The organism is Thermoactinomyces sp. DSM 45892 (genome assembly GCF_900107305.1).
GTDB lineage: Bacteria > Bacillota > Bacilli > Thermoactinomycetales > Thermoactinomycetaceae > Baia.
The window spans coordinates 55325-73850 of record NZ_FNPL01000003.1 but is presented as its reverse complement, the minus strand read 5'-3'; the positions used below and the strand labels follow the sequence as shown (position 1 = coordinate 73850).

At 41.0% G+C, this 18526-nt stretch carries 12 protein-coding genes; 2 read left to right on the top strand and 10 right to left on the bottom strand.

Annotation, left to right across the window (positions count from 1 at the left end):
• Positions 1 to 57: 57 nt before the first annotated feature.
• On the top strand, positions 58 to 1329 hold the full coding sequence (locus BLU58_RS03200; RefSeq protein ID WP_093290788.1) for a hypothetical protein: 1272 nt from the start codon (positions 58 to 60) through the stop codon (positions 1327 to 1329).
• A gap of 89 nt (positions 1330 to 1418) precedes the next feature.
• On the opposite strand, the gene BLU58_RS17120 is transcribed toward BLU58_RS03200, so the two are convergent.
• From BLU58_RS17120 to BLU58_RS03160, 8 genes are all read right to left on the bottom strand, one after another.
• Entirely contained in the window at positions 1419 to 2867 is a 1449-nt protein-coding gene (locus BLU58_RS17120; RefSeq protein ID WP_093290787.1) for a collagen-like domain-containing protein, read from the bottom strand.
• Between the two features lie 29 nt (positions 2868 to 2896).
• Positions 2897 to 4813 carry an FtsX-like permease family protein gene (locus BLU58_RS03190; protein WP_093290786.1) on the bottom strand — a complete coding sequence of 639 codons (1917 nt, stop codon included), beginning with the start codon at positions 4811 to 4813 and terminating at the stop codon, positions 2897 to 2899.
• Positions 4814 to 4953: 140 nt separating this feature from the next.
• A complete protein-coding gene (locus BLU58_RS03185) occupies positions 4954 to 5850 on the bottom strand; it encodes a multicopper oxidase family protein (RefSeq protein ID WP_093290785.1) in 897 nt (298 codons plus the stop codon).
• Positions 5851 to 5928: 78 nt separating this feature from the next.
• A complete protein-coding gene (locus BLU58_RS03180) occupies positions 5929 to 7659 on the bottom strand; it encodes a SulP family inorganic anion transporter (RefSeq protein ID WP_093290784.1) in 1731 nt (576 codons plus the stop codon).
• A 296-nt stretch (positions 7660 to 7955) separates the two neighbouring features.
• The gene (locus tag BLU58_RS03175; RefSeq protein WP_093290936.1) at positions 7956 to 8804 is read right to left on the bottom strand and encodes a peptidylprolyl isomerase; all 849 of its coding nucleotides are present in this window, start codon (positions 8802 to 8804) and stop codon (positions 7956 to 7958) included.
• Between the two features lie 54 nt (positions 8805 to 8858).
• Positions 8859 to 9761 carry an HBL/NHE enterotoxin family protein gene (locus BLU58_RS03170; RefSeq protein ID WP_093290783.1) on the bottom strand — a complete coding sequence of 301 codons (903 nt, stop codon included), beginning with the start codon at positions 9759 to 9761 and terminating at the stop codon, positions 8859 to 8861.
• Positions 9762 to 9846: 85 nt separating this feature from the next.
• The gene (locus BLU58_RS03165) at positions 9847 to 11037 is read right to left on the bottom strand and encodes an HBL/NHE enterotoxin family protein (RefSeq protein WP_093290782.1); all 1191 of its coding nucleotides are present in this window, start codon (positions 11035 to 11037) and stop codon (positions 9847 to 9849) included.
• A gap of 15 nt (positions 11038 to 11052) precedes the next feature.
• A complete protein-coding gene (locus tag BLU58_RS03160; protein WP_093290781.1) occupies positions 11053 to 12210 on the bottom strand; it encodes an HBL/NHE enterotoxin family protein in 1158 nt (385 codons plus the stop codon).
• A 760-nt stretch (positions 12211 to 12970) separates the two neighbouring features.
• Between BLU58_RS03160 and BLU58_RS03155 the strand changes: the two genes are divergently transcribed.
• Positions 12971 to 14461 (top strand): BglG family transcription antiterminator, encoded by a 1491-nt coding sequence (locus BLU58_RS03155; RefSeq protein WP_218122173.1) that lies wholly within the window; start codon positions 12971 to 12973, stop codon positions 14459 to 14461.
• 327 nt (positions 14462 to 14788) lie between these two features.
• Here the strand turns inward: BLU58_RS03155 and BLU58_RS03150 are convergent, their stop codons facing one another.
• On the bottom strand, positions 14789 to 15070 hold the full coding sequence (locus BLU58_RS03150; protein ID WP_218122172.1) for an NUDIX hydrolase: 282 nt from the start codon (positions 15068 to 15070) through the stop codon (positions 14789 to 14791).
• A gap of 421 nt (positions 15071 to 15491) precedes the next feature.
• Positions 15492 to 18521, bottom strand: a complete 3030-nt coding sequence (locus BLU58_RS03145) for a type I restriction endonuclease subunit R (protein WP_093290778.1) — start codon at positions 18519 to 18521, stop codon at positions 15492 to 15494.
• Positions 18522 to 18526: the final 5 nt, after the last annotated feature.

The following is an 18526-nucleotide window of genomic DNA, read 5'->3' as shown; positions in this document are numbered from 1 at the left end:
CATAATTTTGTAAATTATAGTAAGATGTTACCAAATATTGTCGAGGAGGATCAAAATTTGCGAAATGAATTTTTTCTAGAAGATCACGCTCCAGATCAAAACCTATTTGAACAACCGAAACCACGAAGATGGAGACCGGGCTTTATCTTCTTCCTTATAGTCCTGGTGATCGCTGGAGGGTCTGCCATCACGTATTTCATAACTCAGCCATCCTCCAGTACACTTACAGCCCAGTCATCAAAGCCACAACCAGAGCCTGTCGAGGAACCGATAGCAGCCCCTAGTACCCAGACAGAACCCTCTGAACCTGCTTTAGTTGAACCATATCGAGGAGATCAAGCTGGTTTTCCCGAATTGATCGCCCATGTCCCGAGCGATGATTCAAATACAAATAAAGGGAATCCGCCTATAAAGGAACAAAACCCTGATCAGAACATTACAACTGAAAAACAAAAGGGGCCTGATACACCCAAGCAAAAAAATCAGTTAAGTAAAGAAACAAGACGTGACCAGATAGCAGTAAACCCTGAAAAACAAAACGTTTCTACTCAAGTTCCTACTAGCAACGAAGGGAATCAAAACAAAGGCAAACAAAAATCATTGCACTCAGAAAAACAAATAGTCACACCCACTCAAAAACATGAAGGAAATCCATCCAAGAAACCTACCATCCAACAGATGACAACTCCAGAAAAACAACAGCCCATTACCACACACAGTCAAACCATAACACCTCAAGCCCATTACCAGCCGAAAATGATGCAACAAATGATACCAGATGATCAAAAACAAACCTCCATCACTGACGAAGGGACTTCACCGTCCAACAACGCAGATAAATCGATTCAATGGATTGTCCCTAACAACCCAGAAGAAAACACATCCAATCAACCAAAACATCCCTTTCAACTAGAACCCTACTTACTAAACCAAGCAGGCAAGCTATTGCCACTACTCTCAACAAAAACAACAGAATTAAAAGACCCGTTAAAGAGTAATTCGATTCCATTCATTCAAATCGAACCTCCTACTCGTTTAGACTCGTTTTTCTTGCAAGTACAAAATATCCAAAAATGGATCACTCAAGGTACCTACCCAGAGATTCACATTCTCATAATGGATGGACAAAAGGAACCCGAGGGAAGCACATCCAAGACCATCTTCACCTCCCTCATACACCAGACCATCCAACAGACAAACAAGAAGCTAGTCCTATATAAACCCACTACACAATCCACACTTAAAAATGTGGGTGGACTTCCATTCTCCACACAGATCGAGCCCATTACGACGATTGGCAAGAAGCTGAATGGAATATCCACAAAATAAATAAAAAAGAGCCCGAGAGAATTCCTCAGACCGTCTCTATCGTCTGAAAGAATCATCAAGGGTTCTTTTTTGAAGTAAAGTTTTCTTCTTTACACGATTCTCATAATTGAAATATTAGAGAAAATAGGGTTTATCACAATACCTGCCGCTGTAGCTCCTCCACCTGGATTACTAAAATCACCAGCTATTCCTTGGAACATAAGATTCGCTCCACCTGCAGGTACATTCATTAATCCGCTTGAAACAACATTTCGTCCAATTGGGTTTGCTGAAACAGCTGCAACTGCAGACACTTGCGCAGTTAAATCGGTAAAAACAGCACCAGGCACAAAAATCTCTAATTTACCCAGGTTGACATTACCGGGAGTAAGTGTGGTGCGAATGTCATATGATACAAAGTATACACCTTGAGCCAGAGTAATCGTATTCGTCCCATTAAAATTAATCATGGCAGGATTAGTATTCAATCTTTGGGTGAGAATAATATTTTGCAGGCTATTTGTTAATGTAGCACCTGTCGGAGTAAAGATAGCATGATTCGCTACTCCAGCATTAAATCCGCTCGGGCCGGTAGCCCCAGAAGGTCCCGTCGGTCCCGTCACCCCAGTTGGACCTGTTGGGCCTGGAGATCCCACGCCCGTAGCTCCAGTTGGTCCCGTAGCTCCAGTTGGTCCCGTAGCTCCAGTAGTGCCGTCCGTGCCATCCGCGCCTGTCGGTCCTTGAGGTCCAGTAGTGCCGTCCGTGCCATCCGCGCCTGTCGGTCCTTGAGGCCCAGTATCGCCTTGAGGTCCTGTAGCTCCGTCTGCACCATCCGCCCCTGTAGGTCCCTGAGGCCCGGTATCGCCTTGAGGTCCTGTAGCTCCGTCTGCACCATCTGCACCCGTGGGTCCTTGAGGTCCAGTTTCCCCTTGAGGTCCTGTAGTGCCGTCTGCACCATCTGCACCCGTCGGTCCTTGAGGCCCAGTTTCCCCTTGAGGTCCAGTAGTGCCGTCCGCACCATCTGCACCCGTGGGTCCTTGAGGCCCAGTTTCCCCTTGAGGTCCAGTAGTGCCGTCCGCACCATCTGCACCCGTGGGTCCTTGAGGCCCAGTTTCCCCTTGAGGTCCAGTAGTGCCGTCCGCACCATCTGCGCCCGTGGGTCCTTGAGGCCCAGTCTCTCCGGTAGCCCCCGTAGCCCCGTTAGCGCCTGTAGGCACTTCTAGTTTCACGATGGCAGAACCAGGCGTTACTGTGATTTCTAAGGTATCAGATATAAAGTTGAGGGTATCTCCAAAGCTGAGTGGAACCGTACCGTTCGCGCCTGAGTTTCCTTGAATTACAAATAAGAAATCACCTGTAACAAAAGTTCCCGTCGGTCCTTGGGGCCCGGTAGACCCTGCAGGTCCAGTGTCCCCTGAGGCTCCAATCGCCCCCGTAGGCCCTGCTGGTCCTTGAGGTCCAGTAGCCCCTGCTGGTCCAGGAGGTCCTCCAGATGGTCCTGTCGGTCCTGTGGCACCTGCCGATCCAGTGGGTCCCCTTGTAACGTCTGTGTTTAACACATTTTCTAGCTTTCAAGTATGTGTCGTCGTTACACTATATGACGCTTCATATGCTTCATATATCGTGAATTCGCAAAGAAAAAATAGACAAGCTGGAAGATGAAAAACATGCCTATTCCACTAAAAACAACAAAAGGATTTACGCCTAATTGTCTACTTATCACGAGTATAGAGAATCCAGAATAGAGGACAGATACAAAAAAAGGTAAGAAAAACAGGACAGCGATTTGAATCGTAATAGTAGATCGTAATTCTGATAAAGTAAGCCCTATTTTAGAAATAGCATAGTATTTTCGCTGATCCTCTTCTAAGTCTGCGTATAGTCGGAAATAAAGAAAGCTGGCAGCAGCTAAAAAGAATATCATAGCAATGAAAATACCAATAAACATCATTACATCAAACACTTGTTTTGCCTGAACAAGCTGGGCGCCTCTCGCTATGAAATGTTCGTTAATCCCTTTCGCTTCTTGTTGCAATTTCTGCCCTATTTTCACCTCAGTCGAATCTCTTTTCGGAATATCATCATTCCACGAAGAGACAAAATAGTTATGAAGTGTCTCTTCTGTAAGGTACGTCTTATTCTCTTTCGATGAGACTAGCAGCTCGTTATAGTCCGTATCGTTTATGACAAATTCATATGGTATTTGAGGCCGGACATGATCTTTTTTAGGGAGCATTTTTCGCTCTTGAATATGGAACTTTTTCTTTCCTACCTGCATAGAGGAAGGGGAGAGGGCTTCTTCTTCCATCCTACTAGTAGTAAGAAGAATCACCTCGCTCGATTTTAACGTGGGGATATTCTCTATCCCATTACGTTTTGCCCAGTTCTCATATTCAGAAAGCTTCATAAAATCATAGGTCTTATCTAATTGACGATCACGGATAGTTAGAATAGTAGTCGTCATCTTCAAATAGGAAACACCCGCATTTTTTAATTCTTCACCTACTCTTTTATCAAGGGTTGATTCTTTTTTTCCATTCTTATCTTCAAATGGAGTAACTTGAAAATGAAAACTACTATCCAGGGAATCTATAATAAATTCCTTTATGGCTAAGAATCCGCCCGCACTCGTAAAAGCAACGGTGGAGACAATCGTAACCAGAAAGAACAGACGAGCGTTATCTTTAATCCGATATGAGAGATCGGATAGCCATAACAGCTTAGTGCCTCTCCAAAAGAAAGACCGTTTTTGTTTTAACAAACGTATGATGACGACGCTTAATTGTGAAAATAAAAAGTACGTACCAATGATCAGTAGAAGTGGAGTAAGTACAATGCTTATTGTATTAATCCCAAAACTTGCCAGAAACAAGGCACTACAAATCGTTCCAGCCGATAGTAGGGCTAGAAAAATAGAGATTCTTGGTTCTTTTTTTGGTTTTACAGACCCTTGAATCAAAGTAAGTATGCTGTTCTTTCTAATCATAAATCGAGTGAAGAATGAAACGATGAGAAACAAAAGAAAAAACGCTCCAGCAGTAACCTGAAAGGCTGTGACCGGAAAGTAAAACGGGAGTGGAGGCATATCGATGATATTCGTTGCCCCAAGGAAGAATAGTTGCATAAACAATAGTCCAGCTAATATCCCCGTACCGATCGACAGCGTTCCAATGATGATATTTTCTAAAAAGACAAGTCGACTTAGCTTATAAGAAGGAGCTCCCATCAGGGTTAGTAATCCAAACTCCTTACTCCTGATCTTCAAAAAGTTACCTACGGAATAGATAACGAACAAGAAGGAAAAGAAATAAATAATAAACTCCGCTACTATCATCCCGATTTGAACGGTATTTCCAATCGTTTCGTCTTGGGTGATACGAGGATGAAAGATAAAAGCAGCATAAGAAAAGAAAATCATAACTGAAAACGCACTACTAAAAAAGAAAGCTAGATAATTTCGTATATTTCTCGAAACATTTCGATATGCAAATTGCCAAAACGTCATGAATCGTCCTCCTTGTGACGTTATAGTATTGGAATATTATAATCAATCTATTCATTCGAAGATATGGAGTAAACTTACATCTACCTTACTCTTGCGTAAGATTTAGGACTCGTCCCGAAACCAAAAAACGGATTACGTCTCTAATCCTCCTCCTGATAAACAACAGTCGTGAACATTCCCCCAGCAGGTTTCGTTAGGTTATTAGACATATGGTGGGGGATATGACAGTGAAATGGCCAAATTCCTGGATTATTGGTTTTAAATTCTATATCGTAAGTCTCGCCGGGAGCAACTAATATCGTGTTTCGTTTAAGTCGATTCTGTTTCGGTATAGTGTTACCATCCGCAGCCCGTACCCTAAATTGGTGCCCATGAAGATGGATCGGATGGGCACTCATTCCCACATTACCTAATCGAATCCGTACCCGTTCGTTTTGTTTTACATGAAGAGGAGTCGTGAAAGGAAAACAACGCCCGTTCATAGTAAAAAAATTAAAATCATGTGCCCTAGGATTAATGTCAAATATTCCTTTCTTTACAACGCCAGGCTCTAGTCCTATCAAATGAAACTCGTGTAGCATGATAAAATAATCGCGATCAAACTGGGTACTCTTGGGATCTACAATAATAAAACCCCCACTAAGACCAGACATTTCCTGTGTTACTGCATCATAATGAGAGTGGTACATATGGGTACCTGGAGGGTTGGTCACCTTAAATCGATAATCAAAGTAATGATTTGGTTCGATGAGTGGTGAAGGCTCTATCTCCGGCACTCCATCCATTCTGTTAGGGATGTCTAGCCCATGCCAATGTACACTAGTTCCTTCTGACAGTCGATTGACCACGCGAATATTTACACAGTCCCCAGGATAGACCAAAATGGTCGGTCCCGGAAGACAGCCGTTGTATCCTAACGCATTGATAAAAACGCCCGGTAAGATCTCTCTACGGACAGGCTCAGCAACTAACTCAAAATGTTTCACTCCATTTTTGACGGTACATGGCAGTAGGATCACATCAGGCGTAATAATCACAAGTGGGTCTCCTTTCTCTGTTAACTGTTTTTATTATCTCAACAGTCCACCATTCGGAGAGCATATCTTGTCTCATGGTTACGATGCATTCTCGTTCCTGCGGGAGAATTTTGCGCATTCATGAAAAGCAAAATGCTTACACCCTATACATTTATTTAGCTCAATTTGTTCCAAAGCATAATCAATCGCTCTTCCTGTATGATCAAAGAAATGTTCTTTTCCAATTTCGTCAACCAATCCATTTTTTTGCAAGCTTTCTTTTAAGGAGGGGATCACTCCTGATACTAACAATAAGCTACCTTGCTTTTGTAATGAATGCAGAAAGAGTCGAAAGGATTCCTCCCCCGTTACATCCATAAAAGGAACTTGTCTCAAGCGTAAAATAAAGACTTTCGGTTTACAGCAAACGGCTTTCATAACGCTGTCTTCAAACAACTGAGCCGTTCCAAAGAAAATAGGACCTTCCACTGTATAAATACTAATTTGTGGACAGTCATGAGTTTCATTGACCACATGAGGCAACACTTTTTCATGATTGTTACTATGATCCGGAAGTACTTTATTCATTACCAGCATGCCACTCATACGCTTGGCAAACAGAAGAATAGACAAAAGAAGCCCGATGCCGACCGCTGTAGTCAGGCTTGTGAAGATAGTAAGGGAAAAGGTTACTAGTAATACCAGAGAATCCCCCGTTTTTGTTTTCAGCACTCGTATAAAATGTTTTCGTTCACTCATATTCCAAGCCACTACCATTAAGATAGGAGCCATACTTGCTAGCGGAATATGTGCTGTGTAAGGAGCCAGTAATAGCAACGTCAACAGAACAAATAAACCATGAGTGACTCCCGAGATGGGGGACACAGCTCCACTTTTAATATTAGTAGCTGTCCGAGCAATGGCGCCGGTAGCTGGAATTCCTCCGATTAAAGGTGTAACGATGTTTGCGATCCCTTGACCCAACAACTCCCGATTACTGTTATGCTTTGTGTGTGTCATTCCGTCTGCCACAACGGCAGATAAGAGAGACTCAATTCCACCCAAGATAGCAATCACAAAAGCAGGAACCAACAACATTTGAATTCGTTCTAACGTAATTTCCGGTATGTGGAAGGATGGAAGAGTACTCGGAATCGCACCAAATACAGTACCAATCGTAGGAACATGGCCTGAAAAAAATAACATTGCTATAGCAGTGGAAACGACTAAACCGATTAATGACCCTGGAACGCGGGGAAATAACTTGGTTGTAAGCAACATAACCCCCAAACAAATCATAGCAGTAGTGACACTATATAGATTAACTGAACTAAGATGATTGATGATTTCTGCGAAATTGGCAATAAATTGCTCATGCTTTTCCATTCCCGTCAAACCTAAAAAATCAGCAATTTGTCCTGTAAAGATAATAACCGCAATTCCTGCAGTAAATCCAACGATAACGGGTTGTGGAATGTATTTAATAAATGAACCCAGCTTAAAAATCCCCATCAAACAAAGGATCACTCCCGCTAACAAGCCAGCCAGCAGCAAGTTTTCATATCCATATGTGAGCACAATCCCTAAGAGAATCGGAATAAAAGCCCCCGTCGGACCTCCAATTTGAAATCTCGAACCACCTAACAATGAAATCAATACACCCGCCATAATCGTAGTATAAATTCCATACTCAGGCTTCACACCTGAAGCAATAGCAAAAGACATAGCGAGTGGGAGAGAAATGATACCTACAATCATTCCTGCGAGAAGATCTTTACGAAAATGTTTCCATGAATACCCTCTGTACCGATTAAAAAGTGAGCCTTCCATGATGTATTGAACCCTTCTTTTCCATATAATTGATATATTGACATATGTACATTATATTATTCAAATATTAGGGTTTACAATACTCCTTTTGTCGAATAACTTTTCATGAGAAATCCATTTTATGGACCAAAATTAGCCCCGCTTCCCTATATAGAAGCTCATTTGGATCCCTTTATCCATATAGAAGCCCCGTCTATACCAATGAATTATGGCATAAGCGGGGCTGTGTCTGCTCAGCTTGAAAATGAAAACCACCGAGGGAACTTATGTCGATCCATTATAAAATACTCATACTTCTAAGGAAGTGTGGCTGGTTGCTTCGGTTGAAATGCATCCTTAAGTGTAGAATCCTTCACTTGAACATCAGCTTTTTTGAGCAATGACTGTAAAAATTGTTGCTGCCATGCTTGATCACTTAGTCTTTTTTTCTCTAATTTGCCTCGAATAAGATCTTTTTCTTGTTCAAATGGTTTTAACTCTTTCATTTCTGTTACTTTAATAATATGGTAACCCATATCCGTTTTGACAGGGGGACTAATTTCTCCTACTTTCAGTTTATAAGTAGCATCTTCAAACGCTTTCTGTCTCGTACCCGGCCCGAAGAAACCTAGATCTCCTCCTTTTTCTTTAGAAAGTGTATCAATGGAATACTGCTTAGCAAGCGCAGCAAAGTCCTCTCCCTTTTTTACCTTTTCTTCTACCTCTTTTGCTGTCTTTTCATCTGATACTAAAATATGACTAGCCTTGATTTCTGGTTTATAATTTTCTTTAAGATCTTGGTCAGTGATAGACTGTTTCACTGCTTTTTCTAACGCTAATTGAACCTTGACCTGCTCTCTTAACGTTTTTTCATCTGCCAAACCAAATTGTTTCACCATGTCAGCAACTGTCTGGTTTGTCTGTTTTTTCATATCCCCCAATTTTTGATCTACTTCTTTATCGGAGACCTCAGCCTCATGCAGCAACACTTTCTTAATCATCATTTGATACGCCATTAATTTGCCAAATTGTTGTTTCAAATCTGTGGCTAATTCTTCTTGTGTGATGTCCCCCACTTTCGACGTGACTACCTTTTCATTACTACACGCTGTTATACATAAGAGACTGATCAAGATGAAGACCACTATTTTCAAATACTTATACATAGATTTTACCTCGTTTCTACTTGCCATCTGCCTTAGAGTGCCTATAAGGCCCTCCTATAACTCCTCTGTTCTCTTATAAATATTATCCCAAGCCTCTTTTACAGTGCTCATATCATCTGTAATGAATGTCCAATTGATATCAGAAGCATCTTTCATATTTTGAATCAGTTTTTTTAGCTTTGTATCTAAAATGGTCCAGTTCGTATTCATATCTTCCAATGAGATGATCCACCCTACATTCAATACCCCATCATTCACTCCATTTATACTATCAATCATTACATTTTCATCTTTATACAATGGTTCTAGGTTATCATACAATTTGATAGATATTTCTGCAGTTTGATTTTCTAATTGTTCTCGTACAGTATCAGATGTCGTATTGTATAGCTGATCGTATAAGGAGTCCAACGACGCGCGATAGCCATCCATAGTAGCCTGAACCCCCATACGATCATTTTGTAGTTGTTGGGAACTTGTCGTTACGTCCTTCATATAATCCTTTAATGTAGCTAAAAATTCCGTAACACTCTGTTTCTTATTTGTAATACGAGACTGCATGACTTCCAGTAATTTGAGAATTTCGTCCTTATTTTTAGATGTAATTTGGTTTTGAATTTCGTCGTACGTACTTTGAAATTCACTATTATAATTCAAAATCTCTTTCTTTGAATCTTCCATTTTAGGCTTTATTTCCGTTTTCCATTGCTGCGCTTGTTCATATATTTTTCCTTCGTGCTTGGTAGTTGACTCTAGTACACTTATATCAATATCTGTATTTCTAGCCCCTGCTATATGATTTAAAAAAGATGGATGTAGATCGATCACACGATTTACTAATCCATCCATAACTGTTGGGATCTCGTCTTGAGCAAATACAACATTATAAGAAGAAATTGGAAATAAAATACCCATACCGATTAAACAAGAGATAACTACTCTTCGGATAAATGCCATATCAATACATCCCCTCTCCTAACATAAGAGGGCCCCCCCGTATGATTCATATGTAGAAGGAGTAGCCCTACCTTATTAGAAAGCTTTACGATTTAATCGTAATTTTGGCATATAGCGTATCTGCATAGGCTTTAATATTTAGCCAACTTTCCTTTGCCGTTTCCAAGTCTTCTTTAACAAATGCAAGAGAGTCTGGCGAGATATCATCAACATTCCTAAGCAGCGATTGATACTTGGAACTCATCGTATTCCATTGATCTGATAAGGCTTGTACCGAATCGATAGCTAAATTAATCGTATCTACAAATGTTTTGGTTTGACCACTTGCCACTTTTAAACTTGCTGCTTGTAACTCGGTTTCCTTTAATTGCGTTGTTAGCTCTGCAATTTGGTTATTTGCTTCTTTTAGCTTATTACTTCCTGTAATAATGAGAGCAACTCCACCCCCAATTTCTCCTGCTCCCACAGCACCCGTAATAGCGGCAAATGGAAGTCCGACTCCGCTTACTGCTAATACCACCGTGAGTACACCAAATCCTATTCCCATAAGAGATAGCACCCCACCTGTTGCAATCATAGCGATAGAAGCACTAACTTGAGAATTATAGGCATCAATTTCTTGCTTTAGGGACGGCAGAATAGAGTTTTTTCCTTCTAAATTTGACAGCATTCGATCGGTTTCATTTTGAAAGCTCGTAGTATCATTTGTTAACGCATCACGAAAACCTTTTAAATCCTTAACTAGTTGATTCACCCCATTTTGGTTCTCTTGTACGCTTTTATATAAGCGCCCCACACCATCTTTTATTGTCTGTTTGTCACCTGAGTCAACAGCTGCAGCAATGGTATTATAATAGTTATCAAATTTCGTGCCGTAGTTAACGATCCCTTCATTCACATCAATTAATTTTGGCTTTAGATTATCTAACCAACCCCTTGCATTCCCCTGTGCTTTTTTCTGTGATGCTAATACACTATCTACCAAATCCTTATCTTTTTGATCAGTAAATAAGTTCTTATCCAGCTTGATGTCAGGAGATTTTATTAAGGTTAATGCATACGCATCTAACACGATCACATGTGACCCCGTCTCCTCCAATGCTTTTTTAAGTCCTTCTGGGCCTAAATATTTATCTGGAATATTTGGTTGTTTTTCATTGCTCACTTCATCTGCCTTTGCTACAGCAGAAGTGGCATAAGATGGTAAAACACTTACCGTAGATAATGTCCCAGCTAATGTAACACATGTCAGCCATCTAACTGAAGTCGTCTTCATATAAATCCCCCTAGGTTATTGGTAAGAAATACCTGTGATTATCTGCTCTTGTTGCTTAGCTTGAGTAGCTAGGTCATCGACTGATTTTTTGATTTGCGCTAAATAACTTTGTAACACACTGCTGTCAGGGTTAACTTGATCCACATTTTTTTTCAATTTAGTGAAGTTTTGTTGTAATGTATACCAATTGTCATGGAAGCCTTCCAAGCTATCTTCGCCCTTTGTTACAGTATCCTTGAATGTATTAACTTGTTCTGATAAAAGCGTTAGAGACGCCGCCTCGGTTTGCGCACTTGTTAACTTTTGTGTGGTTTCCTGTAATTCTTTGCGCTTATTGTCTAACTTTTTCGCAGCAAAGCCTACAGTCAATCCACCACCCAGAAGTCCACCTGTACCAGTCACTATTCCAGCTAGTGCAGGTATGATAACTGCTACTGTGCCCCCCGTCGTGGCAAATAGAGCAATAGTGCCAAGGGTAATACCTCCTATACCTGCTACCATCGTTATGACTCCACCTACAATGAGCCCTGTAGTGGCAGTGATATCTGCATTAATAGATTGAATTTGTTTGGTCAGAGCTGCAATTTCCCCATTTTTATCTGCTAAGGATTTTTGAGCATTGGTAGCTGCATTTATGAAATTTTGGGCATCTACATCAAACTTATCTTTGAATTGTTGTAAATTGGATGACATAGTTTGCATTTGGTACTGGTGATTGCTTACACTCTCTTGCAATTTCCTAATACCAGCTATAAAATCTTGTTTCGCCTGAGGATCTGTATCCATTTTTGATGATAGCTCAATTAATTTATCGTAGTAACTTTGAAACTTTTGTTGAAAAGAAATGATTTGCTGGTTTGCATCGATAAAGCTAGGTTGAACTACATCTAGCCAGTAACTAGCATGTTGCTTTGCCTTATCTTGATATGTGCTCAAATCTGGCATAGTTGTTGCTACTACAGTTGGTTGTTTTAACAACGTTAAGGCCTGGGTTTTTAATAGAATGGTCTGTGTTCCTAATTCTTGAAGTGTCAGAGCAGCATCTGCATTGCTTTTACTGACACTTAGTTCAATCGCTTGCTTTTCTTCAGCAGCAACTACTTGTGATGGTAATACGTGGCTAGCCATCATAGCTGTAATGACACACCCTGTGACTAAAGATACTTTCCTCATCAGAATACCTCGCTTCTTTGATTTAAAATAAAAAAATAAAACTTTAATAATAGATTTCAATTAAATAGATACTTACTAACTAAAAAAAGCAAAATTTATGTTACTTGTATAAACTGATCATTATCAACTGTTTTTTTATAATAATTAGATATATGAGGATCGCTTGTACTAGTCATTCGTGTATTCCTCCCCTTCCCCCGAATGGATGTGACGTTACTGCAATCTAGAAGTCGCTCTTCCATTTTTAATATAGTATATCGTCACGATAAATGTCATTAACGATTAAGCCCTTTGATAAAGGACATTTTTGTTGTTAACATTTTCCACACCTAACTAACGATTGAGATAGCAGAAAACAACCAGGTCAGACACTTTGAAATACCGTCATGGAGGTAACCTCAGGTAAGGTAGGTAGATCGGGGACAATTCACAGTAGACGGGAATGATAAGAAGAAACACCTAAGAAAAGCAGAAGTCTTGTAAATTTACATAAAGAATGTTACTCTGTTTCATAAAAATAAAATCTCTATCATTGTCTACAACAATTATTTATCAAGAAGCCTTTCTCCTTTTATTTTATTTGGTTAATCAATACTTGGCTCCAAGAAGAATTGTTCTAACGTTTACGTAAAAACTTGATATTCCTTAACCTTGTGCAACATGGCAAAAAACAAGGAATTCTTCGTCCATTTGATTACGAAATAACCATAGAAAGGAGAGTTCCATTTCTATCTTTTATAGAGAAATGGATCATATCATTATGTTCCCTCATTATCGACAACAAGAAATGATTAAGGTACTATTACAAGATGAAAAATGGTATACATTAGAAGAAATTGCTTGTCATGTACAGTGCTCAGTCAAGACAGTTCGGCGTGACTTAGATTATCTGAAAGAACGCTTACCCCCGGACTGGCAAATACAGTGCATCAAAGGAAGAGGGATAAAGCTATACAAGCCCCCCCACTCCTCTCATACAAGCATGTACTCTTTTTTTAAGCAACAAGATATGCAATTTCAAGTACTCAATCAACTACTACAAGGAAACATTCGTACCGTCTCAGAGTTAGCCGATACGCTGTATGTACAAGTATCTGCGTTATCACCTGTCCTTCAGCGTATTCAACAACATCTTGATCTTTTTGAATTAACATTGCAAAAAAGACCGTTACGTATCGTCGGGAAAGAAACTCATATCATATATATGTTTTATGAATTGTATTATACAACGTACCTAGACCAAGAGTGGCCATTTCCAAATCAGAAAGAGATATTCACCTACATTTCTCATATGGAACAAAAGCTAGCTATTCAATTTTATCCAAACTATAAACAAAGATTGGCCTATTTACTTGCCATTTTTGTACAACGAAAAAAGCAAGGGCACAACCTGACAAATTTGCTCATCTATGAAAAGATTGTGGCTGAAACACCCTTTTATCCCAAAATCAAAACCACCTCTCAAGTACTGTGTGATATTTCACTCACAAACATAGATCAGGTTTTCATTACGATTGCAGTCAGTTGTTCTATGTTTATCTATACGAATCAGAAACACTATAAGCAAGAAATTTTACAATTCTACTATAGAGGTACATCCACCGTCTATCGATGTACTCAAGATTTAGTAGACAAACTCGGGCATGAGTTTGGGGTAGCGTTTCATCAGGATGAAGAATTTCTTTTTCATCTAATACAATACCTCAGGCAAATTGCGTATCGATATCAATTTATACCTACCATTACATCACCAAAATCTGAATGGCATGAGCCAGTGAAACACAAACATTACCATACCTTTCAAAAAGTCAGCCGTATCTATACAAACTGGACACAACAATACTCATTTCTTCCTCCTGCCAATGAAGAAGATATCTTAGCTATTACGCTACAAGTAGAAGCTTCGTTCCATTTATCGCAAACCTATAAGAAAAAAGCATTATTGTATTTAGGAGATAGTATCATGTGGAAGCGATATATATACGGGGTACTGTATAGCGAGTTTGGAAATACACTATCCATTGCGCAGGAAGAAGTATTAGATATCCAGACATGCGATCTCCAAAACCTGGGGATAGACCTGATTGTAACAACAGTCCCGTTAGGAAAGAAGGAGATACCCGTGATTCAAGTATCCGTAATCCCAACTAGGCGAGAATTAGACAACATCAAAGAATTATTAGATACAAGAAGCAAAGAGGAGTATACAGCTTGTCTAGACCTTGAGAGTAAAAGAAACAAAACAACCTGAGTCCTTACGACTTCTGATCCGTAGTCTCATAGTCTCGCTAACTACAACTGCCGAACCCTTTGATACATGTGGGTTCGGCAGTTGTAGTTAAATCGAATCCGCTTAGAAAGAGGCAAGCGGATTCGATTTAACTACATGACATTTGATTGCTTCAAACAGCAGTCCATCTCACACCTATACAGCTTATTTATTCTATGAATTCTCGTATACTCTCATATCCATGCATTCATAGATTCAACCATGTAAGGGCATTCTTTTTGGCTTTGCAAATCGGGCAAATGATATAATCTTCAAATTACCGAATGCCCGGAAACTACCTAGTAAAATCTATTTAATACATATAGGTATAGATGGTAAAGTACCGGCCAAAATCGGAAGTAGTAGCTGAACAAAGCCTGCAGGAATAAATGTATCATCTGACTTATCTATCTCATCTAATGACCACCAGTTATGCGCACGAAAAACATCTTGCTCTTGTTTCGTTAAGTTATCAAGATTGATTTTGCTTTGTTTGACATTAGCTATGTAGTAGCGTTCGTACGAAAGTAGTTCACCTTTCCAATTCATTTCTTGCTCCCTAGTCACGGGGTCGATCACATTCTTGATCACGAAATGATCACGCACTTAGTAACATTAGATCGAACTAGATAACACTAAATAGCACATCTATCCAGAAATATAAAAAATAATATGAATTATACAGTATATTATTACAACTATCACAAGCCTACAAACATAGCGAAGCCCCGCTTATACCAAGGGATTCTGGCATAAGCGGGGCTTCTAACATTTGGCGTGCCCTGAAGGATTCTAACCCTCGACCTTCTGATCCGTAGTCAGAGTGCTTTCTGCATAGTCACGATAACTACAACCACTGAATCCTTTGATACATATAGAGTTGGACGATTGGAGTACAATGGAATCCGCTTAGAAATAGGCAAATGATCACGGATTGATCACGCACTTAATGACACTAAAGGGCATTTGAAAACAAATATCCACAACTATGAATTCATTCGAAATCCCTCTGTTAATGATCTGCCCACATCTCGCACTGACCAATAACAGTCTCAAGCGCATCTTCCATGCCATCTGGTGGATACTTGTATTTCTTCAATAGTTTCTTAACAATTCGACGCATTCCAGCACGGGCGGACTCTTTCTTTTGCCAGTCGATGTTACGGTTCTTGCGGAGCTTCTCCGCAAGCTCGCGAGTCATTGCCACGAGTTCCTCATTCTGATAGACGTCCTTAACTGCTTCTGGACGGGTAAGGGCATCATAAAACGCCAACTCCTCGTCGTCCAGCCCCATAGCATCGCCCTTTTCTTGGGCGTTCGCCATATCTTTGGCCATCTTCATCAGCTCTGCGATGACTTCTTCATTGGAAAGCATACCATTTATATACGATTTCATCGCACGAGAAAGCCTATCCGAGAATTTTTCTGATTTGACGAGGTTCGTTTTACGATACTGAGATACCTGCTCACTGAGCAACTTTTTCAACAACTCCAGTGAGAGATTCTTCTCCTTCATCTTAGAGATGCCGTCAAGAAACTTCGGGTCAAATAAAGAGAATCCTGTATCCACATCTGAAAATAAGTTAATCACACCTTGGCTCTGAATGCTCGCTTTCAACAGGTCATTGATACGGGTATTGATTTCTTTCAGGGAGAGTGGCTTACTTTCACTAGTGATACGAGTCAGCAATGTTCGTACAGCCTCGAAGTATGCGGATTCGTAACGCTGTTCCGGTGTGAGAAGAGAACGGCAAAGGGATAGAGCCTGACGCAGAAGCATTGCTTCTTTGATGTAGACATCCTTGCGACTCATCCCGTTATACCCGATCTCCGCTCCGATTGCTGTCAGGAAGTTCACGCCACCACTAATCGCCTTGGCACGAGAAAGGTCTGTAGCATCCTCCCGCATGAAACCTGAATAGTCAAAACCATGGAAGAGATCACGACAGACTTCCAGTTTCTCAATGAACTTCGGTAAAGCAGTCTCAGCGATGTCCGTATTGCCGTAGTTATTCTTGTCACGGTTCGTGTAGTCGTTCATCGCCTGTTTCAGGGCGGAAGCAATACCAACATAATCGACTACCAAACCGCCTTCTTTATCCTTGTAGACCCGATTGACTCGAGCAATTGCCTGCATCAGGTTGTGACCCGACATTGGTTTATAAATGTACATGGTAGCTAGTGAGGGGACGTCAAAACCAGTCAGCCACATATCCACAACGATGGCAATTTTCAGAGGATCGTCGTTGTCCTTGAACCGCTTCGCCATTTCATTGCGGTGACGTTTATTGCCGATAACCCTACGCCACTCCTCGGGATCCCTGTTGTCTTCTGTCATCACCACGCCGACTTTTTCTACCCACTCTGGGCGAAATTCTATTAGTTTGCGATAGATGGACATCGCGATGGTACGAGAATAGCCGACAATCATTGCCTTTCCTGTGAGTTCATATTGGCGGTTTTCCTCATAGTGACGAATGATGTCCTGACAGAGAGCTGTAATTGTTTGATCTGCTCCAAGAATGGACTCTAGATTACCGAGTTCCTTTTTACTCTTTTCGATAGCGTGTTCCTCAGCATTCTGTGCCATTAGATCGTACTCAGCATCAATTTTCCTCAAAAGGTCCTCATCCAGCTTCAGATTGAGGACGCGACTTTCGTAGTAAACAGGACGAGTTGCCCCATCCTCCACAGATTGAGTCATATCATAGATGTCGATATAATTGCCGAATACCTCGTTAGTCGAGCGATCTTTGCTTGAAATCGGTGTTCCTGTGAAACCTATGTAGGTTGCATTCGGCAAGCTCTCCCGAATAAGTAAACCAAAAGTTTTCTTGACGCGCCCTGTCTTACTATCTATACGTTCGTGTATGAACTGACTACGATGCGCCTCATCCGCTATGACAATGATATTTCGACGCTCGGACAAACACTCCGAACTCTCCTCAAACTTTTGCGCTGTGGTGAAGATAATACCGTTCGCTTGCCGTCCTGCAAGCAATTCTTTTAGATGGCTACGATTTTCCGCTTGTTGCGGAGTCTGACGAATGAAGTCTGCACACATGGCGAATTGAGCGAAAAGCTGGTCATCTAGGTCATTGCGGTCAGTCAACACAACGATAGTTGGCGAGTGAAGCACTTGCTGAAGGAGATGTGCATAGAACACCATCGACAGAGACTTACCACTACCTTGAGTATGCCAGAACACTCCGCCCTTGCCGTCAGTATTGATCGCCTTTACCGTGGAAGCAACCGCTTTCTTCACCGCAAAATACTGATGGTAAGCACCGAGAATCTTTACATCAGCAGAAAAGCAGATGAAATTCTGGATAATATCAAGTAGTCTTGCTTTATCAAACATTCCCTCGATGAAGGTGTCGAACTGGGCGTGTTGTGTGTTTTCGTAGTTCCCATCCTTCGTTTTCCACTCCATGAAGCGGTCTTCGTCCGCCGTAATCGTACCAGCTTTGGAGATAGCGAGATCACTCATCGCACAGAATGCGTTGTAAGTGAAAAGGGACGGGATCTCTATCATATAATTGCGAAGCTGTCGGAACGCCTCGGAAGTGTCGGTTTCTTCACGCGATGGAGATTTCAACTCAAATACGACTATAGGCAGACCATTGAGGAAAACAATGACATCAGGACGTTTCCTGCTATTCTCGACCACCTCCCACTGATTGGCGACAGTAAAGGTATTACGGTTGATGTTCTCAAAATCCACAAGTCGAACGAGATCGGCCCTTGGCTTTCCCTTATCAAAGAAGTTTACAGATATGCCGTTTTGGAGGTATTCCATAAAGAGAAAATTTTTCTGGAATACCGTACCGCTCTCAATGTTTCGCAATTTGTAGACTGCCTCGGTCAGGGCGGACTCGGGTAACTTCGGGTTGACCCGTCTTAAAGAGGGTAGCAGCTCGTCCATGTAAAGTGGTTCATTATGATCACGAGTCATATCCGGCCCATAGACATAGTCGTACCCCAAGGTGTCACGGAACACTTCAATAACTGCGTTTTCGTAGTTTGCTTCCGTATATGCCATCGAGC